Source organism: Solirubrobacter ginsenosidimutans (assembly GCF_027587205.1).
This window is the reverse complement of sequence record NZ_JAPDOD010000003.1, coordinates 161137-186647: the sequence shown is the minus strand read 5'-3', so window position 1 is coordinate 186647 and position 25511 is coordinate 161137. Positions and strand designations below refer to the sequence as shown.

Genomic DNA, 25511 nt, shown 5'->3' with positions numbered 1-25511 from the left:
AATAAGGTCGCGGCTTTGGTTTGCTTGTTGTCCGAAGTACCTGGTCGGATGGGCAGCGCAGGGGGGAGAATCGTGCGGGAGGAGAACATGGGTCATCGAAGGAGGGGCGCAGCGCGGGCAGCCATGGCCGTGCTGGCCGTGGCTTGCGTCGTCGGTGGCGTCAGCGTGGCCGCCGCGTCAGAGCCCAAGGCCGACGAGGTCGTCAAGACCACGGTCTCGAACACGTGGGCCCCGGCCGACGTGGCCGTCACCACGGGCGAGAAGGTCACGTGGGACTTCGATGGCAGCACCACGACGCACAACGTCAAGGGCGACACCGGGCCGGCCGAGGATCCGGCCTGGGCAGCGTTCGCGTCGGGCTTCGTCTCGAGCGGGCAGGCGTCCTACACCTTCACGAAGCCGGGGACCTACCGCTTCGTCTGCCAGGTGCACCTCGCGACGATGGTGGGCACCGTGACCGTGACCGGCGCCGCGGTGACCCCGACCGCGACGGCGTCGGCGACGCCGACCGCGACCCCGACCGCCACGGCGACGCCGACGGCCACGCCGACCGCGACCGCGACGGCCACCCCGACGGCGGTCGGCTCGGATCGCACCACTCCCGCCCCGCTCGGGACCTCGCGCGCCGATGTCACGCCGCCGAGCGTGTCCAAGCTCAAGCTGCGTGCCGTCGCGCATGGCACCAAGGTCTCGTTCTCGCTGTCCGAGCAGGCGTCGGTGACGATCCGCGTCAAGCACGGCAAGACGACGGTGCGCACCGCCCGGCTCTCGCAGCGCGCCGGCTCCTGGTCGGTGACGATCCGCGGCACCAAGATCGTCCGCGGCCGCTACACCGTCGAAGTCGAGGCGCGGGACGCGCGCGGCAACCGAGCCGCCGTCCAGCGCGGGAATGTGCGGGTGACGCGCTGATGGCCGGTTTCCGCCCCCCGCATGACGCCGGGTCCTCGCGCCGCGACTTCCTGCGCAACGGCTCGTACTCGATCGCGCTCGTGTGCACCTTCGGCACGACCGAGTCCCTGAAGGGCCCGAGCGTGCAGACCTCGGCGAAGCTGCAGACGTCGGCCGCGCGGCGGGCGCAGTTCAGCTCGCCGTTCACCCCGTTCGCCCGCGACCTGCCGATCGCTCCCGAGCTCGCCCCCGTGTCGGGCAAGAACGGCGTCGATGTCTACGACGTCGACATCAAGGAGGGGCTCGCCGAGATCCTCCCCGGTTTCGAGACGCCGATCTACGGATACGAAGGCGTCTATCCCGGTCCGACGATCCGCGCCCGCAAGGGGCGTCCCGCCATCGTGCGCCAGCACAACCAGCTCACGTTCGACTCGAACGTGCACCTTCACGGTGGGTACGTCCCGGCGGCGCACGACGGGCATCCGATGGATGTCATCGCGCCCGGCGCCTCGTTCGACTACACGTATCCGAACGAGCAGGACGCCGCGTTCCTCTGGTACCACGACCATGCCCACGGGCGCACGGCGCGGACGCTGTACTACGGCCTCGTCGGCACCTACCTGCTGCACGACGAGCGTGAGGAGGAGCTCGAGCTCCCCCAGGGCGAGTACGACGTGCCGCTGGTGCTCGCCGACCACGCCTTCAACAAGGACGGCTCGTTCCGCTACGCGGAGAACGTCGACCTCGGCTTCCGCGGCGACACGATGCTGGTCAACGGCGCGGTCTCGCCGCGGATGGCGGTGCAGCGCCGCATCTACCGGCTGCGCTTCCTCAACGCGTCCAACGCGCGGTCCTACGAACTGCGGCTCGGCAATAGCCGCCAGATGCTCCAGATCGCGTCCGACGGAGGGTTGTTGGAGGCGCCGGTCGCGCGTTCGAGCTTCCCGCTGCACCCGGCCGAGCGGATCGAGGTGCTGATCGATTTCCGCAGCTTCAAGCCGGGGTCGGAGATCGTGCTGCAGAACGTCGCCGCCGACGCGGGGACGACCAAGTCCGTCATGCGCTTCGACGTCGTCGACGGCGGCGGCGCCGAAGAGGCGCGGATGCCGCGCGGGCGGATGCGGACGCTGGAGAAGCTGCCCGCGCCGAACGCGACGCACCGCTGGGATCTCTCGCTGCTGACCCAGGGCGGCGTGCAGTGGCAGATCGCCAACCGGGGCTTCGATCCCAACCGCATCGACGTGTCCACGCGGCTCGGGACCTCGGAGCTGTGGCAGTGGCACAACCCGTCCAACCGGGTGCACCCGATGCACCTGCACGGGATGCTCTACCGCGTCGTCGAGCGCAGCTCGGGCGTCGTCCATCCGGGTGAGCGCGGGTGGAAGGACACGGTGGGCGTGCTTCCGGGCGAGGATGTCACCGTCCAGCCGTGGTTCGTGCCGTACGAAGGCCGCTACGTCTTCCACTGCCACTCGCTGGAACACGGCGACAAGGCGATGATGCTGCAGCTGGAGGTGACCAAATGAGGTTGCGGGTGTGTGGCATCGCGCTGGTCGCCTTCGGGGCGCTGGCGTCGCCTGCGGCGGCGACGACCGAGGTGATCAAGGCCTCGGACGCGCTCGTCTGGGACCGTCCGAACGTCGCGATCGCGCCCGGTGACACCGTCGAGTGGACGTTCGACGGCACCGTCCAGGCGCACCACGCGGCCGCCAACGGCGCGTCGGACGCCGACGCGGCGTGGGCGTCGTTCTCCTCACCGCTCGGCGTGCCGGCGCCGCCCGCGTCGTACACGTTCCAGAACGAGGGCGTCTACAACTTCTACTGCTCGGTCCACAAGGACACGATGACGGGCACCGTCACGGTGTCCAAGGCGCCGGTCGAGGTTCCCGCTCCCCCGCCCCCGCCGCTGAGCGCGCAGCCGCTCGCCAACGACGCGCCGGCCGACGTGCCGGTGGAGACCGGCGTGGCGCTGGACACGGCCAAGCCCGGCCTGACCGCCGTGTCGGCCAAGCGCCGCGGGACGGGCGCGCGGGTGAAGTTCAAGGTCACCGAGGAGTCGGTGACCGGGATCGTCTTCTCGCGCGGAACCAAGCGCGTGAAGACCTACGCCGTCAGCGGGCACGGGGCGCTCTACTTCGACGCCAAGGGCCTGCGCGCCGGCAAGTACACGGTCACGCTCGTGGCCGTCGACCTCGCCGGCAACAGGTCCAAGGCGCGCAAGCTGCGGGTGACGGTCCGCTAACGGCGCTACGACTCGGGAGCCTCGCCCCGGAACACCGCGATGCGGGCGAGGATCTCGGGGCGGTTCTGATGCTCGCGCTCATGGTTCGCCAGGAGCGCGAGCTCCGGCGGCGAGAGCCGGCTGATGTGGGCGATCACCTGCTCCGTCGTGAGATCGTCGTAGCCGGCGCGCTTGGCCTGCGCGGGGCGTTGGTCGCCGCGGTCGCGGCGCCCGCCGATCGGCGCCGGTGCGGGGGGCGATGTGCCCGCGGTCTGCTCCTCGGGAGCCACGGCGACCTTGGGGGTGCGCGTCAATCGAGTGCGGAGACGCAGCGCCTGCGGCCGGCTCACGGCTGCACCGGATCGGACTTCCCGCCCTCGACGAGGCGCAGGTTCGTCCCGCCGCTCGTGTAGCGAACGACGCCGTGCGCGCGTGACTGGAGGCGAGCATCGCGACCTGCCTCGGTCGCTCCGAGCATGTGGCGGGTGTAGTACGGCGTCGGCTCGGCGACGACCGGGAGGGGCAGGGCGGCGGCGCTCATGCGCGCCTCCTCTTCAGATTGGGCGAGCGATCCGGCGGACCGCGTCGTCCTCTACGGTACTCCGAGGCGATGTCGGGCCCGCGTGTGCGGCCCCGGTTGGTCACAATCGGAGGCGAATGAGCGCCCTCGGTCCCGACGTCCTGCTCGAGCGCGGGGCCGAGCTGGAAGCGCTGACGTCGTCGCTGGCCTCCGCGCGGGCGGCGCGCGGGTCCGTCGTGCTCCTGGAGGCCGCGGCGGGGCACGGCAAGACCGCGCTGCTGCGCGTGCTGCGCGAGCGAGCCGTCGCCGGCGGCCTGCGGGTCGTGGGCGCGACCGGCGCCCCACTCGAGCGCGACTTCGCGTTCGGGATCGTGCGCCAGCTCTTCGAGGCCGAGCTGCACCGGTCCGACGACGCGCGCCGTGCAGCGTTGCTGGCGGGGACCGCCGCGCTGGCGGAACCGGTGTTCGGCACCGCGGTCGCCGGCGGCGAGGACGCGACGCATTCGACGCTGTACGGGCTCTACTGGCTGTGCGCGAACCTGGCCGCCGAGCAGCCGCTCCTGGTGGTCGTCGACGACGCGCACTGGGCGGATGCCCCGAGCGTGCGGTTCCTGGATGCGCTGGCGCGGCGGGTCGAGGATCTCCCGGTGCTGCTGGCGATCGCCGCCCGCCCCACCGAGCCGGGCGCCGAACAGGAGCTGCTCGACGGGCTCGCCACCGCTCCCGCCACGCGCCTGATGCGACCGGCGGCGCTGTCGATCGATGGCGTGGGTGAGCTCGTGCGCAGCCGCATCGACGCCGATCCCGAGTTCGTCGCGGCCTGCTTCGAGACCACCAGCGGCAACCCGCTGCTCGTCACCGAGCTGCTGCGCGCCGCGCCGTTCGAGGGCCGCGCGTCGGAGGCCGCGGACGTGCGGACCACCGTCCCGGGCACCGTCGCGCGCACGGTCACCGCGCGGATCCGCCGGCTGTCGGCGGGTGCGCTCGCGGTCGCGCGGGCGACCGCGGTGCTCGGGGACGCCACCAGCGTCCGCCGCGTCGCCGCCCTCTCGGGTCTGTCGGTGGAGGCCGCCGCGGCCGAGCTCGAGGTCCTCGCCCGCGCCGAGTTGATCGACGCGAACGAGGGCCGGTTCATCCATCCGATGGTGCTCGAGATCGTCGACGCCGACCTCGGCGGCGAGCGCTCCCCGCTGCATCGCCGCGCCGCCCGCCTGCTGGCCGAGGACGGCGCCCACGACGGCGTCGTCGCGACCCACCTGCTCGCCGCCGATCCAGAGCCGGACCCGTGGGCGGCCGGTGTGCTCGCCGCCGCCGGACGCCGCGCGCTGGCCGAGGGCGCGCCCGACGTCGCGCTGCGGCTCCTCCAGCGTGCCGCGCCGGCCGACGCGGGCATCCTGCTCTCGCGTGGCCTGGCCGAGTTTCGCACCGGCGCCGACCCGCTGGCGACCCTGGACGAGGCCGCCGCGGGCGGCACACCCGAGATCGCCGCCGAAGCCGCCCGGCTCGCCGCGACCGCCCTGATCCTGCGCAACGACCCGCGCGGCGCCGCGACCCGCCTGCGCGCGGCGCTGGCCACCGCCCCGCCGGACCTCGCGGGTGAGCTCGCGGAACAACTCGTCGAAGCGCTCGCCTATAGCCACGAGGACACGGACGAGTACCTGCACCTCCTCGAAACCGCCGCCGCGTCCTCGCCCGCCGCCGCGCCCTCGCCGCCCGCCACCGTTCCCCCCGCGTTGCTCTGTCACCTCGCGCACGCTCGCGCGCTCGCGGGCGCGCGCAAGGAGGAGGTGCTCCCGCCCGCGCGGCAGGCGCTGGCCGACACGCGGGTCTTCGCGCGGCTCGGGGTCGAGCGGTTCGCGGTGCTGTGGGCGATCGAGGCGCTGCTCGCGGTCGAGGCGGCGCCCGAGGCGCTCGCCGCCACCCGCGCGATGTCCGACCTCACGAACCGGTCCGGCTCGCGGGCGAGCGCCGGTGCGGCGGCGTGGATCGAGTCGCGGTGGGAACGGCGCTTCGGCAACCTGCGGCGGGCGGAGGACCTCGCGCGGCTCTCGCTGGAGCTCGCCGGCGACCAGCCGATCGCGGCGATGGCGTCCGTGAGCACGCTGGTCGGCGTGCTGCTCGATCGCGGCGACGAGCCGGGCGCCCGCGAACTCGGCGCCGAGCTGCCGCCGCCGGGCCCGGCGGGAGCGATCGTCGGCCTCTACGCTGTCCACGCGCGGCTCCTGCTCGCCGAGGGCCGCACGGAGGAGGCGCTCGAGCGGCTCGATCAGCAGCACGCCGCGGACGCCGCCCGCGGCTGGCTGGTCGGCATCCGCGAGGACGACCACGTCCTCCGGGTCCGCGCACTCGCCGCGCTCGGCCGGCTCGACGAGGCCCGCGCGCTGGCCGACCAGGAGGTCTCCGCCGCGGTCGCCCGCGGCGCGCGCGGTGCGGAGGCCATCGGCCGCCTCGCCCGCGCCGCGCTCCTCCCCGACCCACTCGACGAGCTCGAAGCCGCCGTCACCGCCGCTCGCGCCTCCGCACTTCCGCTCGTGCTCGCCACGGCGCTCGCCGACCTCGGCGCCACGCTCCGCCGCGCGGGCCGGCGCACCGACGCCCGCGTCCCCCTGCGCGAGGCCCGCGACCGCGCCCACCGCTGCGGCGCCACCGCGCTCGAGGCCAGGATCCACGAGGAGCTCGTCATCGCCGGCGCCCGCCCGCAGCGCCTCGCCTTCAGCGGCGTCGACGCCCTCACCGCCTCCGAGCGCCGCGTCGCCGAGCTCGCCGTCCGCGGCCTGCGCAACCGCGAGATCGCCGAAGCCCTCTTCGTGAGCCTGAAGACCGTCGAGGTCCACCTCGGCCGCGCCTACACCAAGCTCGGCATCAAAGGCCGCTCCCAGCTCGCCGAAGCCCTTTCCTAAACCACCTTCCACATAGGGGTCAGACCCCTCAACAATTCTTTTGGCTCTACGCCGCCGTTTGCAATGTTGAGGGGTCTGACCCCCCTGTTGGGTTGGGGTCGATGTTGGGGTGGATGCCTGATGCGCGGGCGTGAGCGCGTGGTGAGGATCGGCGGCCATGAACGTGCAACGGATCAAGCTCGTGGTGCCGGTGGCCGGGTGGGCGACGCATGGGCAGTACGCGCTCGTCGAGGCGGCGGTGGAGGCGGGTGTGGAGGTGCCCGCCCACGTGGGGCATCGGGAGGACGTGGTGCTGTATGTCCTCGAAGGTGAGGTCGAGGTCGTCGCCGATCGCGAGCGGCACCGCCTCAAACCCGGGGAGACGCGCAGCCTCGACCGCGGTGTGCCGCGCCGGCTCAAGGCGATCACGCGGGCGCGGGTGCTGGTGCTGCTCGCGCCCGCCGGGCTGGAGGAGTTGCTGGCGATCGCCGCGGACCCCGCGACGGACCCGGACGATCGCGCCGCGCTGCTCGCGGTCGGCGGCGTGCAGGCCGTACCCGCCGCATGACGACGCGGATCGTCCTCGTCGATGACCACGTCCTGGTCCGCAGCGGGATGCGGGCGCTGCTGGACGCGCAGCCCGACTTCGAGGTGACCGGCGAGGCGAGCGACGGCGCCGAAGGCGTGGAGCTCGCGCTCAACACCCACCCGGACGTCGTTCTGATGGACCTCGCGATGCCGGTGCTCGACGGCATCGAGGCCACCAAGCGCATCCTGGCCGCGGGCTCGAAGGCCCGCATCCTCGTCGTCACGTCCCACGACGACGACAGCCTGGTGGTCAGAGCACTGCGCGCCGGCGCCACCGGCTTCTTCCTCAAGGACGCGGCGGCGGACCGCCTCGCCGAGGCCGTCCGCGCCGTCGCGAAGGGCGACACGCTGCTCGCGCCGACGATCGCCAAGCGCCTCGTCGATTCCCAGCTCACCGGCGCCCGCCCCGCCTTGCGGCACCGCTTCAACACGCTGACCGAGCGCGAGCGCGACATCTGCCGCCGGCTCGCCCGCGGCCTCTCCAACGCCGCGCTGGCGACCGAGCTCGGCCTGTCAGAGGCCACCATCAAGACCCATGTCACCCGCCTGCTGTCCAAGCTGGACGTCCGCAGCCGGGTCCAGGCCGTCGTGCTCGCCTACGAGAGCGGCTTCATCCGGCCCGGCCACACGGGTGACATGGAGCTGTGACTAGACGACCGCGGCCTCGCGCTCCTTGGCGTCGAGCCCTTCGACCAGGTGACCCTCCAGAGACACGTTCGGCAGCGCCTTGTCGAGCCACTTCGGCAGCCACCACGCGCGGTCGCCGAGCAGCGTGACCACCGCGGGCGCGATGACCATCCGCACGATCAGCACGTCGATCAGCACCGCGAGGCCGAGGCCGAGGCCGAACATCTTCGCGATCACGTCGGGCTGGGTGACGAAGGCCAAGAAGACCGAGGCCATGATCAGCCCCGCGAAGAGGATGACCTTGCCGATGCGCGAGAGGCCGTGGATGACGCTCTCCCGCGGCCGGTCGCCCTCGTTGTAGGCCTCGTGGATGCGCGAGAGCAGGAAGACGTTGTAGTCCATGCTCAACCCGAAGAGGATCGCGAACATCATCACCGGGATGAACGAGACGATCGGGATTCCGGACTCGACCCCGAGCAGGCTCGCGCCGACGCCCTTCTGGAACACCGCCGTGATGACGCCGTAGGCCGCGCCCACCGAGAGCAGGTTGAAGACCGCCGAGACGAGCGGGATCCACAGCGAGCGGAAGGCCATGATCAGCAGCAGCACCGACAGGCCGATCACGACCGCGATGAAGACCGGCAGGCGCGAGGCGACCTTGTCCGAGAAGTCCTCGAACCCGGCCGTGTTGCCGCCGACGTAGACCTGCAGCGGCGTGCCCGCGACCGCCTTGGGGATCACGTTCTGGCGCAGATCGGCGAGCAGGTCGCTCGTCGCCTGGTCCTGCGGGGCGGTCTTCGGGATGGCGAAGATCGTCGCCATCTCGCCGTCCTGGCTGATCGCGGCGGGCGCGACCTGCGCCATGCCCGATGCCCCGGCGACGGCCTTCTGCAGCGCGTCGAGCTGGGCCTGGTTGTCCGCGGCGCCCTTGGGAATGTCGACCGCGAGCAGGAACGGGCCGTTGGAGCCGGCACCGAACGCGCCGCTGAGCCGGTCGTAGGCGACGCGCTGGAGCTTGGACGTCGGCTGGTTGCCGTCGTCGGGCTGGCCGAGGCGCAGCGTCGTGACCGGCGCGGCGAAGATCAGCAGGACGAGCACGCCGGCACCGATCGACAGCCACGGGCGGGCGGTGACGATCTCGCCCCAGCGGGCGAAGGCCGGCGACGCCTGCACGTGCTCGGGCTTCTTCGGCGTCAGCCAGCGGCCGAGCGCGCCGATCATGATCGGCAGGATCGTGATCGCGGAGACGACGACGCAGCCCACGGCGATCGCCGCGGCCAGGCCGAGCTTGCCGATGAACGGGATGCCGATCACGAGCAGGCCGGCGATCGCGAGCATCACCACGAGCCCGGCGGCGACCACGGACGCGCCCGAGGTGGCGGCCGACTTGGCCGACGCGTCGCGCCGGCTGTCCCCCGCGGCGACCTGTTCTCGGTAGCGGCCGATGATCAGCAGCGAGTAGTCGATACCCGCGCCGAGGCCGAGCATCGACGCGATCACCGAGGCGAACGCGGGCAGATCCAGCGGCGCGGCGAGGGCGACCAGCAGCGTCTGCCCGATCGCCACGCCGATCAGCGCGCCCACGAGCGTCGCCACCATCGCCACCCACGAGCGGAACAGGAACGCGAGCAGGAAGATCGCGATGAAGATGCCGATCAGCTCACCCACCGGCGCGTCCTGCTCAGAGCCGACGTCGATCAGCATGCCGCGCGCGGAGAACTGCACGCCGCCCTTCTCCGCCAACTCGCCCGCGGCGATCAGCGCCTCGCCGTCGGGCTTCTTGATCGCGCTGGGATCGGTGCTGTAGCGCACGTCGACCGACGCCAGGCGGCCGTCGGGCGAGACGTTTCCGCCCTTGGCGAACGGGTCGCCGACGTCGACGACGCCCTTCAGGGTCTTGACCTTGGCCAGCGCGGTCTGGATCGCCGCCTTGGGCTCAGGGTCGGTGATCTTGCCCTCGGTGACGTTGAAGACGAGGGTCGAGTCGGCGCCGGCGAACGCCGGGCTGTGCGCCTTGAAGAGGTCGATCGCCTTCTGCGTCTCGGTTCCGGGCGCCGAGAAGTCATCGGCGGCCTTTCCGCCGGTGCCGGCGGCGATACCGAGTAGAACGATCACCAAGAAGGCGCCGAGGGCGCTCATCTTCCAGCGGTGCGTCAGGGTGCGCGCAAGGCGCGCGAGGAGCTCAGACATCGATTCTCCAGGGGGAGCGGGAGACTGGGGAGGCCGCAGAGAGTACTCATGTGGATGCGGGCTCGGGTGTCCGGCGCGGGACCAGCCACAAAACCGGAGCAGCGACGATCGCCGTCGCACCGATCGCCAGCGCGGCGACGCCGAGCGCGTCCAGTGCGTAGCCGCCGAGCAGTGCCAGCGATGCGCCGAGCGTCGCGGAGAGCAGGTCGTTGAACCCCATCAGGCGCCCGCGCTCGGACGCGCGGGTGAGGTCGGCGAGCTGCGCGGTGGCCGCCACGAAGCTCAGGTTCCACCCGACGCCGAGGCCGAACAGCAGCACGGCCGAGGCGAAGACGCTGTCGAAGAACGTCAGCCCGATCGTCGAGAGCGCCATCACGCACAGGCCGCCGCCGAGCGCGGGCCCGCGGCCGATCTTGTCGATCAGCGCACCCACGAACAACACCAGCGCGTACATGCCGAGCACGTGCGCACCGATGATCGGGAAGACGCTCGATTGCGCGTGATGGTGGTGCTCGACGACGACGTAGCCGGTCAGGTTCATCACCGAGACCATCACGCCGAAGCTGGCGAGCGCGGCGACCATCGCGGGCTTGACGCCCGGCCGGCGCAGGATCTCCTTCAGCGGCGCGGCGGGCGGGACCGGGCCGTCGTCGACCGCCAGCAGCTCGGCGATCTCCTTCGGGTCCGGCCGGACGAAGAACAGCAGCGCAAGCGGAACGAGGCTGATCCCGGCGGCGACCAGCCACGGCACGGTCAGCGTCGCCGCGTCGACCTCGCGGCCGGAGAACAGCGGGCCGAACACCGCGGGCCCGAGGATCGCGCCGAAGACGCTGCCGAAGAGCACGTACGAGATCCCGCGGGCGCGCCGGGCGGGCGGGTACATGTCCCCCGCCGCGGTGCGGATCAGCAGCGCGATGCCGTTCGCCGCGCCGGTCAGCGCGAAGCCGAAGATCACCGTGGGCGTGGAGTCGATGTTGGTGGCCAGCGCGGTCAGCGAGCAGCCGATGGCGGCGAGCACGTAGCCGCCCGCGATGACCGGCCTGCGGCCCACACGGTCCATCAACCGCCCCGCCGGCACGGCCGCGAGCCCGGAGGAGATCAGGAAGATCGCGGGCCCGAGCCCGAGCAACCCCTCGACCCCGGTCACGAGCACGAACGTGAGCGAGGAGACCGCGGCGACGAGCTGCAGCACCGACGAGTACACGGCCATCATCGCCGCGAGCAGCACCGTGTTGCGGCGGACGGGAATCTCGGGCGTCATGTGCCTCGTGCGCGGCGGACCACAGTCACGCGATGGTGGCGGCGTAGCCCACCGGGTCGGTCGGCCCTTCGGTGGCGATCAGCAGGACGCGGTCGAGCGAGACGACGTCGCGCAACGCGGCGCACGCGGGGTCGGCGCGCAGTGCGTGCAGTGCTGCGAGCGGCGCCGCGCCCGAGTCGCCGATCGCGAGCCCACCCGCCGCCAGCTCGCGCATCGCCGCGCCCGTCTCCGCGTCCGAGACGGTGACCGTGCCGCGGATGCCGGCGTGCAGCGTGTCCCACGCCGCGACGGAGACGACGGCGCAGTCGAGACCCGCCATCGCGGTTCCGGGCGTGTCGATGACGGTCGGCTCGCCCGCGATCAGCGCGGCGGTCAGGCAGGCCGCCACATCCGGCTCGACGCCGATCACCGGCGTCCCGGCGGCCGCTCCCCAGCGCGCCGCCGCGGCACCCAGCGAGCCGACGCCGATCGGCACGAGCACCGCGTCGAAGCCGAGGTCGATCTCGCTGAACAGCGTCGCGTAGCCGTCGATCACCCACGACGCCGACGGCGACGACCCCACGTCGGCGAGCTCGACCGCGTCCGGGCCTTCCGCGTAGCGCTGCGCGAGCAGCACCGCGTCCTCGTAGGTCCCGTCGACGACGACCACGTCGGCGCCTTCGGCCTCGATCGCCGACCGCCGCGCCGGCACCGAGCGCGCCGGCAGGTAGATCCGGCAGGACAGTCCACGCACAGCGGCGACGTGCGCGACCGCGCGGCCGTGGTTGCCCGCGCTGGCCGCGACCAGCGTCTTGACCTGCGGATCGAGGCGCAACGCCCGCTCGACCGCCCACGACACGCCGAGCACCTTGAACGCCGGCAGCCCCAGCCGATCGGACTCGTCCTTGAGCCACACGCCGCCGCCGAGGTCGCGCAGCGGCGACGGCGCATAGCCCGCCAACGCCCGATGGAACGCGAGCGCGTCACCCGACGGCGCCGCGACCGCCTCCGGCGCAAAGGCGGGATTGACGAACGCCCTCATGCGCACAGCTTCGCGGCCACGTCAACCAGCACCCGCGTGACGGCCTCGGTGTCCGCCAGCGACACCCACTCCTCGACGGCGTGCGCGCCCTCCCCGCCCGGGCCGTAGAGCAGCGTCGGGATGCCGGCGGCGGCGATGAACGCCGCGTCGGTCCAGTACGGCGCGCCCACCAACGGCGCCCCACCCGAAGCCGCGCGCACGAGCGACACGATCTCGGCGTCCGGCGAGACGGCGAACGGCTCGCGCACCAGCAGCGTCCGCGACGAACCGTCCACACCCGCGAGCAACCCCGCGATCTCGGCGTCCAACGACGTCTCGCCCGGCAACGTCCGCCGCTCCAGAGACAGCACGCAGCGCGCCGGGTAGGTCGAGAGCTCGTCACCGCCGGAGATCAGCGACGCGTGCACGGACCCACGCCCGAGCAGCGGGTGCGTCGCCGTCCCGAGCGCCGCGTCCAGCTCTCCCAATCGCGTCAGCACCGGCGCGGCGGCCACGATCGCGTCCACGCCAAGGTCCGGCCGCGAGCCGTGCGCCGCCCGCCCGTGCACGGTCAGCTCCGACCACACGAAGCCCTTGTGGGCGACCACGATCTCCCCGTGCGTGGGCTCGGTGACGATCGCCGCGTCCGCGCGCACCGACGCCAGCACCTCCTGCACCCCGAGGCTGGCGTGCTCCTCGTCGGCGACCGCCGCGACGATCACGTCACCGCGCAGACGATGGCCGAGCGCCTCACGGCAAGCGAGCAGACATGCGGCCAAGCCGGCCTTCATGTCGTACGCCCCACGGCCGAACAGGCGATCGCCGTCCACCCGCGGGACGAACGGGTCGGTCATCCCCTCCACACCGACCGTGTCCAGATGCCCGCACAGCAACAGCGACCGCCCGCCACCGCTGCCCGGAGCCCGCACCACCACGCTCGGCCGCGCTCCCTCGAAGCGCTGCACCTCCAGCCCCGCCGCCGTCGCCCATGAGGCCACGAACGCGGCGATCTCGCCCTCCCCCGCGCCGCCCTCGACGAGCGACGGGTTGACGGAATCGATCGCGACGAGTGCACCAACCAGTTCCATCGCGTCCATTGCGCTGCGCATGCTGGCATCATGCAGCGAGATGAGCGCCGAGCCGGATCCGGGAGCGTTCCGTCCGCCCCGCTTCGACGTCCAGATCGAGGACGAGCCGAACGGGATCACCCTGCACGTGAGCGGGGAACTGGACCTCGTGTCCGAGCCGCAGCTCAATCAGGCGCTCGAGCAGGCGAGCCCCCGGCCGACGACGATCGATCTTTCCGAGCTGGCCTTCATGGACTCGACCGGGCTGCGATCGCTGCTCGGTGCCGCGCGCACGTACCCCGGGCTCAAGCTCCGAGGCCCGCTCCAACCCCCGGTGCAGCGGCTGCTCGAACTCACGCAGACGCTGGCGATCCTGCCGTTCAACGACGCCTAATCGGCGTCGATGTCCTCCAGCATCGAGGCGAGCCGGTCGGCGACGACCAGGTTCACGCCCGCCTGACGGAACTCGGCGACGGTCGCCGGGTCCACCCCGTCGTCGGTGATCACGAGGTCGAGCGACTGCGCGGAGCGCACCGTCAACAGCGACGAGCGCTTGAACTTCGTCGAGTCCAGCAACCCGACCTTGGTCTTCGCCGCACCCGCCGCCGCGTTCAAGGTGTCCGCCAGCGCCGAGCGCGACGTCGTCAGGCCGTGCTCCAACGTGATACCCGCGGCCGAGATGAACGCGATCGAGATGTTCAGCTCGACCAGGAAGTCGACCGTCCAGCGCCCGGTCAGCACCCGCATGTGCTGATTGAGCTCACCGGGCGGCACGATCACGTGGATCGTGTCGGCGGTCAGCCCCAGCGCGATCGCCGGCGAGTTGGTCACCAGCGTCAGCTCGGTGGGCGGACGCAGCTCCAGTGCCCGCGCCAGCGCGAGTCCCGTCGAGGAGGCGTCGACGAAGATCGTCGACCCGTCCTCGACCAGCTCCCGCGCGCGGACCGCGATCGAATCCTTCTCGGTCGCGGCCTCGCGCACCCGCGCGTTCCAGGCCGTCTCGATCCGCGGCCGGGTGTCCGGCAACGAACGAGCACCGCCGCGCACGCGCTCCAGGAGCCCCTCGCCAGAGAGGAGCTCCAGGTCGCGGTGCACGGTCACCGGCGAGACGGCGTGCTCGGACGCGAGCTCCGCGAGCGAGGCGCCGCCGTCACGCTGGACACGCTCGAGGATCCGCGCCCGCCTGAGGACCGGCGGTAGCGGGGCGTCGATCATGCTCGTGCGATTGCCGACTCCGTGTCGGCGTCGAACAGGTGGACGCGGTCAAGGTCGACCGACGCACGTACTTCCTCGCCGATCTTGAACGACGCGGTCGGAGCCGCCTTGATGATCACGCGCTGGTCGCCGATCTCGACGTCGACCAGCGTCCGGTCGCCCAACGGCTCGACCGCGTAGACCTTCCCGGCCAGCGACGCGGACTCCTCGCGGACGTCCAGCGAGAGATCCTCCGAGCGCACACCGAACAGCGCCGGCCGCTCGCCTTGGATTCCGAAGCCCGGGTTCGGCAGCGTCCAGCCATCGCCCTCGAGGCGACCGTTGGCCGTGCACTTGAGCAGGTTCATGCGCGGCGAGCCGACGAACGTCGCCACCCAGCGGTTGGCCGGATGGTCGTAGATCTCCGTCGCCGAGCCGACCTGCTGGACCGTCCCCTCCCGTAGCACGGCGACCTGGTCGGCCATCGACATGGCCTCCACCTGGTCGTTCGTTACGTAAAGGAAGGTCCTTCCGAGCGAGCGGTGGATGCGGGTGAGCTCGGTGCGCATCTCGACTCGCAGCTTCAGGTCGAGGTTGGTCAACGGCTCGTCCATCAGGAACGCCCGCGGGTCGCGCACCAGCGCACGGCCCAGCGCGACGCGCTGCATCTGACCGCCCGACATCTGCGTCGGGTAGCGGTTGAGCAGCTCCTCGATGTGCAGCAGCTCCGAGACCCGCTTGAGCTGCGCGTCGATCTCGGACTTGGGCAGCTTGCGCGCCCGCAGCGGCGACGCGATGTTCTCGGCCGCCGTCTGCTTCGGATACAGCGCGTAGGACTGGAACACCATCGCCAGATCGCGCTCGGCCGGGGTGGCCTTGGTCGCGTCGATCCCGGTCAGGTGCACGGTGCCCGTGTCAGGCGTCTCGAGCCCGGCGATGACCCGCAGCGTGGTCGTCTTCCCGGCACCGGACGGGCCGAGGAGCACGAAGAACGCGCCCTCCGGGATGTCCAGTTCAAGCGCCTTGAGGGCCTCGACGTCGCCGAACGACTTCGAGATCCCGGTCGCGACGATCGCGGAGGTCATCGGCTTACCACCTGCTCGGTCTGGGGGTCATACGCCGGCGGTGCCGCGCCGATGTGACGCACCGACACCGCCTGCTCCTCGGCGAAACGGGCGGTCGGCGGCATGCGCACGTTGAGCAGCCCCGCCTCCGTGTCGACCACGAAGATCGTCTCGTCGCCGAGCATCTCGCGGGACACGACACGCCCGCGGGCGCCGTCGCCGTCCGCCGCCACGGTGAGCCGCTCGGGCCGCACGCCCGCGATCACCTTCTGGCCACGCTTGAGCCCTTCCGGCGCGAGCAACTGCATCCCGCCCGCGGCCGTCAGGTGTCCGTTGGTCACCTCGGCCTCGATCAGGTTCATCGGCGGCGAGCCGATGAAGCGCGCGGCGAACAGGGACGCCGGCCGCTCGTAGACCTCCATCGGGGCGCCGAGTTGCTCGAGCTTGCCCTTGTTGAGGATCGCGATCCGGTGACCCAGTGCCATCGCCTCGGTCTGATCGTGCGTGACGTAGATCATCGTGGTGTTCAGGCGCTGCTGGACGTGCTTGACCTCCGCGCGCATGTCGGCGCGCAGCTCGGCGTCGAGGTTGGTCAGCGGCTCGTCCATCAGGAACGCCTTGGGGTGGCGCACCATCGCGCGGCCCAGGGCGACGCGCTGCTGCTCGCCGCCGGAGAGCTTGCTCGGCTTGCGCGTCAGGTACGGCTCGAGCTGCAGCATCTTCGCCGCCTCGAGGACCCGCTCGTTGATCTCGGCCTCCGGCGCCTTCGCCGCACGCAGCGGGAACGCCATGTTGTCGCGCACGCTCAGGTGCGGATACAGCGCGTAGAACTGGAACACCATCGCGATGTCGCGCTGCGACGGGCGCAGGCCGGAGACGACCTCGTCGCCGATCGTCACCGTGCCGGAGGTCTCTTCCTCCAGGCCGGCGATGATCCGCAGCGTCGTCGTCTTGCCGCAGCCCGACGGGCCGAGCATCACGAACAGCTCGCCGTCGCGGATCTCGAGGTCGAGATGCTCGACGGCGACGGTCCCGTCGGGGAACGTCTTGTTGAGGCTCTTGACGTTGACTTGAGCCATTAGCGGCGCACCGCCCCGAGCGTGACGCCGGCGACGAGGTGCTTGCGCACCAGGAAGGCGAAGAGCAGCACCGGGATGGCGAACACCATCGCCGAGGCGGCCACCAGCCCCCAGTCGATCGTCGTGCCGCCGATCAGGCCCGCGATCGCGGACGGCGCCGTGCGCGTGTCCGGATCGGTGATCAGGAAGATCGAGAACACGAACTCGTTCCAGCTGAAGATCAGCGCGAACACGGCCGTGGCGGCGATGCCCGGGATCAGCAGCGGCATCGTCACGCGCCAGAAGGCCTCAAAGCGCGAGAAGCCGTCGAGCATCGCGGCCTCCTCGTACTCGGCCGGCACGTCGTCGATGAAGCCCTTCATCATCCAGATCGTGAACGGCAGGTTGAAGGCCGCGTACACGAGGATCAGGCCCTGCAGCGTGTCCAGCAGGTTGAGGTCGCGGAACATCAGGAAGATCGGGATGACCACGACGACCGGCGGCATGAAGCGCGTCGACAGGATGAAGAACAGCTGGTCCTTCTTGCCCGGGATCTTGAAGCGCGAGTAGGCCCACGCGGCGGGGACGCCGAGCACGGTCGCGACGATCGTGGACGCGCTGGCGACGATCACCGAGTTCTTGAAGCCCTTGAAGACCGGCGAGTCCGAGCTGAAGACGTCCTTGAGGTGGTCCAGCGTCGGCGTCCAGCCGGTGATCACCTTCGCCGGGGTGGCGTAGATGTCCTTGGTCTCCTTCAGCGCCGTCTCGAGCATCCAGAGGACGGGGAAGAGCATCACGACGGCAAAGAGCGCGAGCAGCACGATCTCGATGCCGGAGCCGAGTTTGCGTTGGCGGCGGGCCGGCGGCGGGCCGGCGGTCTCGCCCGCGATCCCGGCGTCGGCGACGCCGGCGGGCTGGATGTGCGCGGCCATCGCTAGCGCTCCTGGAGATTGTTGAGGTAACGCAGGTAGAACTGCGCGGCAAGGGTGACCACGATCACCATCAAGAGCCCGTACGCGGAAGCGCGGCCGGTGTCGAAGCCGAAGAAGGCGACCTTGTAGACGTTGTAGGACAGCGTCTCGGTCGTACCGCCGGGGCCGCCGCCGGTGAGGATGTAGACCAGGTCGAAGAGCCGGAAGGCCTCGATCGCGCGGAACATCACCGCGATCAGCAGCAGCGGCCAGACGAGCGGGAACGTGATCCGCCGGAACTTGAACCACTCCGAGGCGCGGTCGATCTCCGCCGCCTCATACAAGTATTTGGGCACCGCCGTCAGCCCCGCGAGCGCGATCAGCATGACGAACGGCGTCCACTGCCACGTGTCGACGATGACCAGCGAGAACAGCGCCAATCGCTGTTTCGTCAGCCATTCGACCGTGCCGAGCCCGAGGCTGTTCAGGAACGAGTTCACGACGCCGAACTGCACGTCGAGCATGAACTTCCAGAACAGGCCCACGACGATCGGCGACAGCATCATCGGGATCAGGAAGAGCGTGGTGAGCGCGCCGCGGCCCTTGACGCGTCGCGAGATCAGGAACGCGATCGCGAAGCCGAGGATCGTCTGGAGGCCGACCGCACCGATGACGAAGATCAGCGTCGTGATCGCGCGCTTGTGGACCACTGGGTCCGTGAGCACGTCGGTGTAGTTGTCGAACCCGATGAAGCTGGCGGGTACGTCGCGCGTCACCGAGTAGTCGGTGAACGACAGCCACACCAACCTGATCAGTGGCCAAATCGAGAGGAACAGCAGCAGCGCGAGCGCGGGCGCGATGAACAGCCCGGAGAGCCAGCGGTCAGTGAGGAAGCTGAAGCGCTTCGCCGCGGGCGGAGCTTCGAGCTTCTCGACGCGAGGCGGCGCTTTGGGTGGGGTTTGGAGCGTGTCGGCCATGAGGTGGTTGTGTGGCGAGAGAGGGTCAGGAGGCCGGGCGGGCGGGGGTCTGTCCGCCCGCCCGGCCGTCCTAGATCGCTAGTTAGTGGCCCCCGTCGAGGATGGCCTGCTCTTCGGAAGCGAGCTTGTCCAGTGCCGCATCGGGCTTCTGGGTACCGGAGATGGCCGCGTTGACCTGCGTCGAGTGGACGTTCAGGAGCTTCGCGTACTCGGGCAGGTTCCAGAAGTCCTTCAGACGCGGGACGGACTCCGTGAACACGTGGTTGTACGGCAGCACGTCGGTGAACGCCGGCGAGTTGAGCACGTCGTTACGCGCCGGGACGCCGCCGAGCTCGGCCCACTTGGTCTGGGCCTCCTTGGTCTCGAACCACTTGATGAAGTTCAGCGCCTCAGCCTGGTGATCGGCCGGGATGTACTTCGACACGTGGAGACCCATGCCGCCGAGCGGCACCTTGTCCGTGACCTGCTTGGGCAGGGCCGCGAAGTCGAGCTTCTTGAGGATCTCTTCCTTGGTCTTGCCGAGCTTGGAGCTGGCCGGGTCAAGGAGACCGCCGCTGGCGGCCATCCACTGGAAGCCGACGCAGACCTTGCCCTGCGAGATCGCGGCGTTGACCTCGTCGATGAACCAGTTGCTCGAGCCCTTGGGCGTGAGCGGGACCATCTGATTGACGAGGACGTCCATCGCCTTCTTGCCGGCGGCGTCGTTGATGACGCCGTCGATCTTGCGGTCCTTGGCGTCCCACAGCTGGCCGCCGTAGAGGGCGTTCATGACGTTGTAGGTCACGGCCGCGGCGTCGCTGGTGCCCGCCTGATGGAACGCGAGGCCGCTCATGCCCGGGTTGTCGTCCTGGCACTTCTTGGCGGCGGCGATCATGTCCTCCCACGTGGCGGGAGGCGTGTCGCCCATGAGGTCCTTGCGCCAGACCATCTGCCACGTGTCGCCCAGGAGCGGCAGGCCGTAGGTCTTGGCGTCGGGGTTGGCCTCACCCGTCTGGTTCTGCGGGTACTGGCCGTACGCCGCGAGGAAGTACGGGTCGTACTGCGACGTGTCGATGTTCTTCTTGACGAAGTCCGAGATGTCGAGGATCGACCCGTTCTCGACGGCCTCGCCGATGTTCTGCGAGTCAAGGATCGGCAAGTCGAAGTTCGTCTTGCGTGCGGCGAACTGCGTGAAGATCGCGTCATGCCACTGCGCGTTCGGCACGACGTTGACCTTGACGGTCACGTTCGGGCGCGTCTTCGTGTACTCCTTGCCCAGTTCCTCGAGGGCCTTGGCCGGCGGCCAATCGAACCACAGGAACGTGAGCGTCATGGGCTTATCTGAAAGCTTGCTCGTGGCGTCGACGGCCGCCTTCGTGGCTCCGCCTCCCCCACTGCTGTCACTACCACCGCAGGCGGCAACCGTAAATGCCGCCGCGGCTGCGACGAGCGCTGCCGAGACCTGAAGTCTCCCCTTCATTGCTCCTCCTCCAAGAGGGTTGGTCCTACTCCGATAACCGGCGGCACTGCAAACCTTGCACGAGGCTTGCAAAAACCTACGCCCTCTTTGCATTCTTTGTCAACACCTTTGGCAATTTCTTGCATTGCCTATCACCGCCGCGCTACTGTCCGGCCATGGTCATCGCCACCGAGCGACGTCGCTTTCCCGTGCTCGATCCCGCCGACGGTTCGGTCATCGACTCCCTGGAGTCGGCCGGTCCGGACGACGCGATCGCGGCCGTCGACGCTGCCGCGGAGGCCGCTGAGGACTGGGCCTCACGCGCACCGCGCGAGCGCGCGGAGATTCTCCGTCGCGCCTTCGAGCTGATGACCGAGCGCAACGAGGACATCGCGCGGCTGATCGTCCGCGAGATGGGCAAGCCGCTGGCCGAGGCCCGCGGCGAGGCGTCCTACGCCGCCGAGTTCCTGCGCTGGTTCTCCGAGGAGGCCGTGCGCGCCAACGGCGACTTCGCGGTCGCGCCCGCGGGCACCAACCGCATGCTCGTCACGCACGCGCCGATCGGCATCGCGCTGCTCATCACGCCCTGGAACTTCCCGGCCGCGATGGCCACGCGCAAGATCGGCCCGGCGCTCGCCGCCGGCTGCACGGTCGTCCTCAAGCCGGCCGAGGAGACGCCGCTGACGGCGCTCGCGATCGCCGGCCTGCTCACCGAGGCGGGCGTGCCCGAGGGCGTCGTGAACGTGGTCTGCACGGACGATCCGGCGCCCGTCGCCGAGGCCGTGCTCAGTGACCCGCGCGTGCGGAAGCTCTCGTTCACGGGCTCGACCGGTGTCGGCCGCCGGCTGCTGGAGCTGTGCGCGCCGCAGGTCATCAGCGCGTCGATGGAGCTCGGCGGGAACTCACCGTTCCTGGTCCTCCAGGACGCCGACATCGATGTCGCGGTCGCCGGGGCCATGGCCGCCAAGATGCGCAACGGCGGCGAGGCGTGCACCGCGGCCAACCGGTTCCTCGTGCACGACTCGGTCGCCGAGAGCTTCACGTCCCGGCTGACCGCCGCGATGTCCGCCGTCCGCGTGGGCAACGGCTTCGACAGGACCGCGCAACTCGGGCCGCTGATCAACGCGGCCGCGCGCGACAAGGTCGAGCGGCTCGTCGCCGACGCGATCGAGCGCGGCGCGCGCGTGCGCACCGGCGCGCAGCGCATCCCCGGGCCCGGGTACTTCTACGCGCCGACGGTCCTGGACCGCGTGCAGCCGGGCAGCCAGATCCTCTCCGAGGAGGTCTTCGGCCCGGTCGCGCCGATCATGACCTTCAGCGACGAGGACGAGGCGATCGCGCTCGCCAACGAGACCGAGTACGGCCTCGTGGCGTTCGTGTTCAGCCGCGACCTGCGGCGGGCGATGGCGATCGGCGAGGAGATCGAGACCGGCATGGTCGGCCTCAACCGCGGCGTCGTCTCCGACCCCGCGGCGCCGTTCGGCGGTACCAAGCAGAGCGGCATCGGGCGCGAGGGCGGCCATCACGGCCTGCTCGAGTTCCTCGAGCCCAAGTACTTCGCCTTCGATTAGCCGAAGCTTTCAGGTTCTTACAGAGACAACAGGAGGGAGGTTCCGTGTCGCAACAGAAAGTGCTGGTGCTGGTCGGCGATGCCGCCGAAGAGCTCGACGTGATGTACCCGGTCTATCGCATTCGCGAGGCGGGATACATCGCTGACGTGGCGGCGCTGACGCGCCGCGAGGTCCAGTTGGTGATCCACGACTTCGACCCCAACTCGGACGCCTACACCGAGAAGAACGGTCGCAAGCTGCCGGTCGACATCACGTTCGCCGAAGTCGACCCGACGGAGTACGTCGCGCTCGTCATTCCCGGCGGCCGCGCCCCCGAGTACATCCGCCTCGACGCCGACGTGCGCCGGATCACGGAGTACTTCTTCGAGAAGGACCTCCCGGTCGGCACGATCTGCCACGGGCCGCAGGTTCCCGCCGTCTACGGCCTGCTGCGCGGGCGCAAGACCGCGGCCTTCCCGCCGCTGTGGGGCGACATGGAGAACGCCGGCGCGATCCTCGTCGACGCGCCCGACGTCGTCGACGGGAACATGGTCTCGTGCCGTGGCTGGCCGGACATGCCCGAGTGGTCGCGCGCGTTCATGAACGTGCTCGAGAGCGCCACCGTCCCGGCCTGAGCGTCCTCCGATGCTTGCCGAAGGCTCCGGGCCGCCCGTGCTGCTGCTGCACGGCTCCGGCCCGGGGACGACGGCCGCGGCGTGGGCGCCGCTGATCGCCGCCCTGGCTCCGCACCACCGGGTGATCGCGCCTGATCTGCTCGGCTTCGGGTCCAGTCCGAAGCCCGAGCCGGGACGGTCGCTGCGGTCAGCGTGGACCGAGCAGGTGCTGGAGCTGGTGGACTCGCTCTCGATCGAGTCGTTCGCGGTCGTCGGCAACTCCGCCGGCGGGGCGATCGCGCTCTCGCTCGCGTGCGCGCGCCCGGGAACCGTGACCAGGGTGGTCGCCGTGGGCTCGATGGGCGTTGCGATGCCGCTGCCCGCGGGCCTCGACGCGCTGTGGAACGCGGAGTCCGCGCAGGCCGTCGCGAACCTGATCACGTTCTTGGCGCCGTCGGACGCGTCCGTGGTCGCCCGCGAGGCGGCGATGCGCGCTCAGCCCTGGTACTCCGAGCTCTTCCCGGCGCCGCGCCAGCGCTGGGTCGACGACCTCGCACTCACACGGGAGGAGCTCGCGGGCATCGCGGCGCCCGTGCTGCTGGTGCACGGCGCACAGGACCGCATCGTGCCCATGCGCGACAGCTTCCTCAGCCTGATCGAGGCACTGCCCGACGTACGCGGCCACGTGTTCGGCCGCTGCGGCCACGCCTCGCCGCTGGAACACACCGACGAATTCAACCGACTGCTGACGACTTTCCTGGAGACCGACCGATGACCGACTTCGCCATCCTACGCGCGCCTTCCGAGGTGCTGTTCGGGGCCGGGATGGCCGCGGCCGCCGGCCGTGTAGCCGCGAGCCACGGGCATCGCGTCCTCGTCATCACCGACCCGGTCATCGCCTCGACGCCCGGCTTCGCCACCGTCACCGACTCGCTCTCCGCGCTCGAGGTCACGATCTTCAGCGACGCGGTGGTCGACGTCCCGCGCTCCGCCGTCGACGCCGCGGTCGCGCTCGGCGAATCGGTCAAGCCCGACGTGATCGTCGCCGTCGGCGGCGGCAGCGTGATCGACCTGGCGAAGGTCACGGCGCTCCTGCTCGCCCACGGCGGGCCGCTGGAGAACTACTACGCCGTGCAGTCCGTGCCGGGCCCGGTCGTCCCGCTGATCGCGCTGCCGACGACCGCCGGCACCGGCTCGGAGGCGACCCCGGTCTCGGTCATCACCGACCCGGCGACCGAGATGAAGATCGGCGTCGCCAGCCCGCATCTGATCCCCCGCCACGCGATCTGCGACCCGCTGCTGACGATCGGCGCGCCGCCGATCGTGACCGCGCACTCCGGCATCGACGCGCTGTCGCATGCCGTCGAGGCGTACATGGCCGCGCGCGAGGAGCCGACGGTCGATCTCGTCCTCGGCCGCCCGCAGGTCGGCAAGAACCTGCTGTCGGACACGCTCGCGCTGACCGCCGCCGGCCACATCGCCCGCAACCTGGCCCGCGCGGTCGAGGACGGCTCCGACCTCGAGGCGCGCACTGGGATGCTCTACGGCTCGCTGCTGGCCGGCATCGCGTTCGGCAACTCCGGCGTGAGCGCCGCGCACGCGCTGCAGTTCGCCGTCGGCGCCGCGACGCACACCTCGCACGGCCTCGGCACCGGTCTGCTCCTCCCCTACGTGATGGAGTTCAACCGCCCGGCCCGCACCGCCGAGATCGCCGAGCTCTCGGCGCTGATGGGCGGCGACGCGATCGAGCAGGTCCACGCGCTGGGCCTGCAGATCGGGCTTCCGGCCTCGCTCGCGGAGATCGGCGTCGACCAGGGCGACCTGCGCCCGATGGCCGAGGCCAGCGTCGGCATCAAGCGGCTGATCGACAACAACCCGCGGCCGCTCGACGTCGACGCGCTGGAGGCGATCCTGGACGCCGCGTGGCACGGCGACCCGGAGCGCCTGCGCGCGGTCGGGCTCGCGACGGCCTGACCTGACCGACGACAACCGCGAGGGTCGACTTTCTCGAGCTGTACTCGAGAAACTCGACCCTCGTCGTTTTGAAGGCGCGGTGCGGGGCAGCGCCCCGCACCGCGTCAGCCCTTCGGGTGGGTGAGGTCGCGCACCGCGCGCTCGAGGTGCGCGGTCATCCGCGACTCGGCGGCGGCGACGTCACCCGACTCGAGCACCTCGAGCACCTCGCGGTGCTCGATGCCGATCTCGGCCGGAGACGCCCAGCTCGGGCGCAACTGGGCGACGCAGAGGCGGATCTCGCCACTCAGCGAGCCGTAGAGCTTCTCGAGGCGCGGCGAGCCTACGGCGACGACCAGCGCTTGGTGAAACGCGCCGTCGCCGGCCACGACTTCGCTCCAGCCGGCGTCGTTGGGGAGGGCTTCAAGGCGCGAGATCGCCTCGCGTGCCGGCGCGAGAGGAGCGCTGCGCTCGAGCACTGCGCGCACCACGAGGCACTCCAGAGGGATGCGCACCGAAAACAGATCGAGGATTTCGTCACGGGTCAGAACCGGGATGTGGGCGCTGCGGTTGGGCTCGCGCACGAGGAGGCCTTCGTGGCAGAGCGTCTGGATGGCCGCGCGGACGGTCGGGCGGGCGACGCCGAACTCCGCCGCCAGCTCGAGCTCCGGGAGGCGCACGCCGGCCTCGATCTTGCCGTCGAGGATGCGCGCGCGCAGCGAGACGACAACCGCCTCGGTGGTGGAGATGGGTCGAACGGCGAGCCCACTCATCAGGCCGCCATTATCGTGTGCCGCGGCGTGCGGACAGCCGCTAGCGCTCGCGGGGCCAGAGCCAACCCCAGCTCGTCGGGAGCCACCGCGCGCATGCCGCGCCGGCGGGCCTCCGCTCGGCGCCAGTCGGCCGCGCTCACGTAGAGGATCGACTCCAGCGGCACCGCGATCTCGCGGGGGTCGGAGACGACCGCCTCGAACGCGCCGCCGAACAGATACAGGGCGCCGGGGTTCTCGGCCCGGGAAACGGCGACCAACCGTTTCCCGGACCGGACCGCGTGCGCGACGATTTCGCGCGCGCCTCGGAGGGGGCGCGCCAGTGCGACCACGCGGGCCAGCGATTCCTCGCCGCTCTCTTCCCCGCGATATCCACGTTCCCGGGCCAGGCGTTCGAACCCCCGTGCCAGCCCGTGACCGTCGGCCAGCGTTTCCACACGCCGGCGTAGGGCGGCGCCACGGTCGAGCGGGCTCTCGCCGTTGCAGCGAGCCAACTCGTACGCCACCGCCTCGATCGCGCCTGACCAATCGAGCAGGGTGCCGCGGCAGGCGAACGCGACGACCTCGATCTCCTCCTCCATGGCGCGCAACCTACATTGTCTGACAGTCACACACAAGGGTTGTCAGACAGTCTTACATTGGGGTAGGCTCATGCGACGGTCACGGACGGCCTCCGCCGGTCGCTCGTGATCCTGGGCAAGCGGTCTCGGAGCGCCGGTCTGCAGACCGGCGCTCCGCCGT

General features: G+C 70.9%; 25 protein-coding genes. 11 read left to right on the top strand and 14 right to left on the bottom strand.

The features are described 5' to 3' along the window. Positions 1-123 precede the first annotated feature (123 nt). From OM076_RS05740 to OM076_RS05730, 3 genes are read left to right on the top strand one after another with little or no spacing between them, the layout of a single operon-like run. Positions 124-909, top strand: coding sequence for a cupredoxin domain-containing protein (locus OM076_RS05740; protein ID WP_270038529.1), 786 nt, complete (start codon positions 124-126; stop codon positions 907-909). Then, entirely contained in the window at positions 909-2414 is a 1506-nt protein-coding gene (locus tag OM076_RS05735; RefSeq protein WP_270038528.1) for a multicopper oxidase family protein, read from the top strand. The genes OM076_RS05740 and OM076_RS05735 overlap by 1 nt, the downstream gene beginning before the upstream one ends. After that, complete coding sequence (locus tag OM076_RS05730) at positions 2411-3130, top strand: cupredoxin domain-containing protein (RefSeq protein WP_270038527.1); 720 nt, start codon at positions 2411-2413, stop codon at positions 3128-3130. The genes OM076_RS05735 and OM076_RS05730 overlap by 4 nt, the downstream gene beginning before the upstream one ends. A 5-nt stretch (positions 3131-3135) precedes the next feature. Here the strand turns inward: OM076_RS05730 and OM076_RS05725 are convergent, their stop codons facing one another. Continuing rightward, on the bottom strand, positions 3136-3459 hold the full coding sequence (locus OM076_RS05725) for a hypothetical protein (RefSeq protein WP_270038526.1): 324 nt from the start codon (positions 3457-3459) through the stop codon (positions 3136-3138). After that, positions 3456-3650: a hypothetical protein gene (locus tag OM076_RS05720; RefSeq protein ID WP_270038525.1), complete on the bottom strand. Its 195-nt coding sequence runs from the start codon at positions 3648-3650 to the stop codon at positions 3456-3458. Before OM076_RS05720 ends, OM076_RS05725 begins: the two co-directional genes overlap by 4 nt. A 116-nt stretch (positions 3651-3766) precedes the next feature. On the opposite strand from OM076_RS05720, the gene OM076_RS05715 reads away from it, so the two are divergent. From OM076_RS05715 to OM076_RS05705, 3 genes are all read left to right on the top strand, one after another. Beyond that, positions 3767-6529 (top strand): helix-turn-helix transcriptional regulator, encoded by a 2763-nt coding sequence (locus tag OM076_RS05715; protein WP_270038524.1) that lies wholly within the window; start codon positions 3767-3769, stop codon positions 6527-6529. Between the two features lie 157 nt (positions 6530-6686). Then, positions 6687-7076, top strand: a complete 390-nt coding sequence (locus OM076_RS05710) for a cupin domain-containing protein (RefSeq protein WP_270038523.1) — start codon at positions 6687-6689, stop codon at positions 7074-7076. Further along, positions 7073-7744, top strand: a complete 672-nt coding sequence (locus tag OM076_RS05705) for a response regulator (protein ID WP_270038522.1) — start codon at positions 7073-7075, stop codon at positions 7742-7744. The genes OM076_RS05710 and OM076_RS05705 overlap by 4 nt, the downstream gene beginning before the upstream one ends. Here the strand turns inward: OM076_RS05705 and OM076_RS05700 are convergent, their stop codons facing one another. From OM076_RS05700 to OM076_RS05685, 4 genes are read right to left on the bottom strand one after another with little or no spacing between them, the layout of a single operon-like run. Then, complete coding sequence (locus OM076_RS05700) at positions 7745-9913, bottom strand: MMPL family transporter (RefSeq protein ID WP_270038521.1); 2169 nt, start codon at positions 9911-9913, stop codon at positions 7745-7747. A gap of 46 nt (positions 9914-9959) precedes the next feature. Further along, complete coding sequence (locus OM076_RS05695) at positions 9960-11174, bottom strand: MFS transporter (RefSeq protein WP_270038520.1); 1215 nt, start codon at positions 11172-11174, stop codon at positions 9960-9962. Between the two features lie 25 nt (positions 11175-11199). Continuing rightward, the gene (locus OM076_RS05690) at positions 11200-12195 is read right to left on the bottom strand and encodes a pyridoxal-phosphate dependent enzyme (protein WP_270038519.1); all 996 of its coding nucleotides are present in this window, start codon (positions 12193-12195) and stop codon (positions 11200-11202) included. Next, complete coding sequence (locus OM076_RS05685) at positions 12192-13283, bottom strand: M20/M25/M40 family metallo-hydrolase (protein ID WP_270038518.1); 1092 nt, start codon at positions 13281-13283, stop codon at positions 12192-12194. Before OM076_RS05685 ends, OM076_RS05690 begins: the two co-directional genes overlap by 4 nt. A 19-nt stretch (positions 13284-13302) precedes the next feature. On the opposite strand from OM076_RS05685, the gene OM076_RS05680 reads away from it, so the two are divergent. Beyond that, complete coding sequence (locus OM076_RS05680) at positions 13303-13635, top strand: STAS domain-containing protein (protein WP_270038517.1); 333 nt, start codon at positions 13303-13305, stop codon at positions 13633-13635. Here the strand turns inward: OM076_RS05680 and OM076_RS05675 are convergent. The 6 genes from OM076_RS05675 to OM076_RS05650 form a co-directional block, all read right to left on the bottom strand. Then, positions 13632-14456, bottom strand: coding sequence for a DeoR/GlpR family DNA-binding transcription regulator (locus OM076_RS05675; protein ID WP_270038516.1), 825 nt, complete (start codon positions 14454-14456; stop codon positions 13632-13634). The two genes, OM076_RS05680 and OM076_RS05675, sit on opposite strands and share 4 nt — an antisense overlap. Beyond that, positions 14453-15520, bottom strand: a complete 1068-nt coding sequence (locus tag OM076_RS05670; protein ID WP_270038515.1) for an ABC transporter ATP-binding protein — start codon at positions 15518-15520, stop codon at positions 14453-14455. The genes OM076_RS05675 and OM076_RS05670 overlap by 4 nt, the downstream gene beginning before the upstream one ends. After that, positions 15517-16578 (bottom strand): ABC transporter ATP-binding protein, encoded by a 1062-nt coding sequence (locus OM076_RS05665; RefSeq protein ID WP_270038514.1) that lies wholly within the window; start codon positions 16576-16578, stop codon positions 15517-15519. Before OM076_RS05665 ends, OM076_RS05670 begins: the two co-directional genes overlap by 4 nt. Then, positions 16578-17489 (bottom strand): carbohydrate ABC transporter permease, encoded by a 912-nt coding sequence (locus tag OM076_RS05660; protein WP_270038513.1) that lies wholly within the window; start codon positions 17487-17489, stop codon positions 16578-16580. Before OM076_RS05660 ends, OM076_RS05665 begins: the two co-directional genes overlap by 1 nt. A gap of 2 nt (positions 17490-17491) precedes the next feature. Continuing rightward, positions 17492-18445, bottom strand: a complete 954-nt coding sequence (locus OM076_RS05655) for a carbohydrate ABC transporter permease (RefSeq protein WP_270038512.1) — start codon at positions 18443-18445, stop codon at positions 17492-17494. Positions 18446-18527: 82 nt separating this feature from the next. After that, the gene (locus OM076_RS05650; protein WP_270038511.1) at positions 18528-19757 is read right to left on the bottom strand and encodes an extracellular solute-binding protein; all 1230 of its coding nucleotides are present in this window, start codon (positions 19755-19757) and stop codon (positions 18528-18530) included. A 302-nt stretch (positions 19758-20059) separates the two neighbouring features. On the opposite strand from OM076_RS05650, the gene OM076_RS05645 reads away from it, so the two are divergent. The 4 genes from OM076_RS05645 to OM076_RS05630 are packed head-to-tail and all read left to right on the top strand — an operon-like array spanning position 20060 to position 24021. Continuing rightward, entirely contained in the window at positions 20060-21454 is a 1395-nt protein-coding gene (locus OM076_RS05645; RefSeq protein WP_270038510.1) for an NAD-dependent succinate-semialdehyde dehydrogenase, read from the top strand. Positions 21455-21498: 44 nt separating this feature from the next. Further along, a complete protein-coding gene (locus OM076_RS05640) occupies positions 21499-22068 on the top strand; it encodes a DJ-1/PfpI/YhbO family deglycase/protease (RefSeq protein ID WP_270038509.1) in 570 nt (189 codons plus the stop codon). A 10-nt stretch (positions 22069-22078) separates the two neighbouring features. Next, on the top strand, positions 22079-22822 hold the full coding sequence (locus OM076_RS05635) for an alpha/beta fold hydrolase (protein WP_270038508.1): 744 nt from the start codon (positions 22079-22081) through the stop codon (positions 22820-22822). Further along, positions 22819-24021: an iron-containing alcohol dehydrogenase gene (locus OM076_RS05630; RefSeq protein WP_270038507.1), complete on the top strand. Its 1203-nt coding sequence runs from the start codon at positions 22819-22821 to the stop codon at positions 24019-24021. Before OM076_RS05635 ends, OM076_RS05630 begins: the two co-directional genes overlap by 4 nt. A 104-nt stretch (positions 24022-24125) precedes the next feature. Here OM076_RS05630 and OM076_RS05625 read toward each other — a convergent pair whose 3' ends face one another. Further along, the gene (locus tag OM076_RS05625; protein ID WP_270038506.1) at positions 24126-24773 is read right to left on the bottom strand and encodes a GntR family transcriptional regulator; all 648 of its coding nucleotides are present in this window, start codon (positions 24771-24773) and stop codon (positions 24126-24128) included. Then, positions 24773-25351: an HAD family hydrolase gene (locus tag OM076_RS05620; protein ID WP_270038505.1), complete on the bottom strand. Its 579-nt coding sequence runs from the start codon at positions 25349-25351 to the stop codon at positions 24773-24775. The genes OM076_RS05625 and OM076_RS05620 overlap by 1 nt, the downstream gene beginning before the upstream one ends. Positions 25352-25511 lie beyond the last annotated feature (160 nt).

Bases quoted from the DNA above. Each gene is read 5' to 3' on its own strand.
- OM076_RS05740 (WP_270038529.1), top strand. From the start codon at position 124: ATGGCCGTGCTGGCCGTGGCTTGCGTCGTCGGTGGCGTCAGCGTGGCC.
- OM076_RS05735 (WP_270038528.1), top strand. From the start codon at position 909: ATGGCCGGTTTCCGCCCCCCGCATGACGCCGGGTCCTCGCGCCGCGAC.
- OM076_RS05730 (WP_270038527.1), top strand. From the start codon at position 2,411: ATGAGGTTGCGGGTGTGTGGCATCGCGCTGGTCGCCTTCGGGGCGCTG.
- OM076_RS05720 (WP_270038525.1), bottom strand. From the start codon at position 3,650: ATGAGCGCCGCCGCCCTGCCCCTCCCGGTCGTCGCCGAGCCGACGCCG.
- OM076_RS05715 (WP_270038524.1), top strand. From the start codon at position 3,767: ATGAGCGCCCTCGGTCCCGACGTCCTGCTCGAGCGCGGGGCCGAGCTG.
- OM076_RS05710 (WP_270038523.1), top strand. From the start codon at position 6,687: ATGAACGTGCAACGGATCAAGCTCGTGGTGCCGGTGGCCGGGTGGGCG.
- OM076_RS05705 (WP_270038522.1), top strand. From the start codon at position 7,073: ATGACGACGCGGATCGTCCTCGTCGATGACCACGTCCTGGTCCGCAGC.
- OM076_RS05700 (WP_270038521.1), bottom strand. From the start codon at position 9,913: ATGTCTGAGCTCCTCGCGCGCCTTGCGCGCACCCTGACGCACCGCTGG.
- OM076_RS05695 (WP_270038520.1), bottom strand. From the start codon at position 11,174: ATGACGCCCGAGATTCCCGTCCGCCGCAACACGGTGCTGCTCGCGGCG.
- OM076_RS05690 (WP_270038519.1), bottom strand. From the start codon at position 12,195: ATGAGGGCGTTCGTCAATCCCGCCTTTGCGCCGGAGGCGGTCGCGGCG.
- OM076_RS05685 (WP_270038518.1), bottom strand. From the start codon at position 13,283: ATGCGCAGCGCAATGGACGCGATGGAACTGGTTGGTGCACTCGTCGCG.
- OM076_RS05680 (WP_270038517.1), top strand. From the start codon at position 13,303: ATGAGCGCCGAGCCGGATCCGGGAGCGTTCCGTCCGCCCCGCTTCGAC.
- OM076_RS05675 (WP_270038516.1), bottom strand. From the start codon at position 14,456: ATGATCGACGCCCCGCTACCGCCGGTCCTCAGGCGGGCGCGGATCCTC.
- OM076_RS05670 (WP_270038515.1), bottom strand. From the start codon at position 15,520: ATGACCTCCGCGATCGTCGCGACCGGGATCTCGAAGTCGTTCGGCGAC.
- OM076_RS05665 (WP_270038514.1), bottom strand. From the start codon at position 16,578: ATGGCTCAAGTCAACGTCAAGAGCCTCAACAAGACGTTCCCCGACGGG.
- OM076_RS05660 (WP_270038513.1), bottom strand. From the start codon at position 17,489: ATGGCCGCGCACATCCAGCCCGCCGGCGTCGCCGACGCCGGGATCGCG.
- OM076_RS05655 (WP_270038512.1), bottom strand. From the start codon at position 18,445: ATGGCCGACACGCTCCAAACCCCACCCAAAGCGCCGCCTCGCGTCGAG.
- OM076_RS05650 (WP_270038511.1), bottom strand. From the start codon at position 19,757: ATGACGCTCACGTTCCTGTGGTTCGATTGGCCGCCGGCCAAGGCCCTC.
- OM076_RS05645 (WP_270038510.1), top strand. From the start codon at position 20,060: ATGGTCATCGCCACCGAGCGACGTCGCTTTCCCGTGCTCGATCCCGCC.
- OM076_RS05635 (WP_270038508.1), top strand. From the start codon at position 22,079: ATGCTTGCCGAAGGCTCCGGGCCGCCCGTGCTGCTGCTGCACGGCTCC.
- OM076_RS05630 (WP_270038507.1), top strand. From the start codon at position 22,819: ATGACCGACTTCGCCATCCTACGCGCGCCTTCCGAGGTGCTGTTCGGG.
- OM076_RS05625 (WP_270038506.1), bottom strand. From the start codon at position 24,773: ATGAGTGGGCTCGCCGTTCGACCCATCTCCACCACCGAGGCGGTTGTC.
- OM076_RS05620 (WP_270038505.1), bottom strand. From the start codon at position 25,351: ATGGAGGAGGAGATCGAGGTCGTCGCGTTCGCCTGCCGCGGCACCCTG.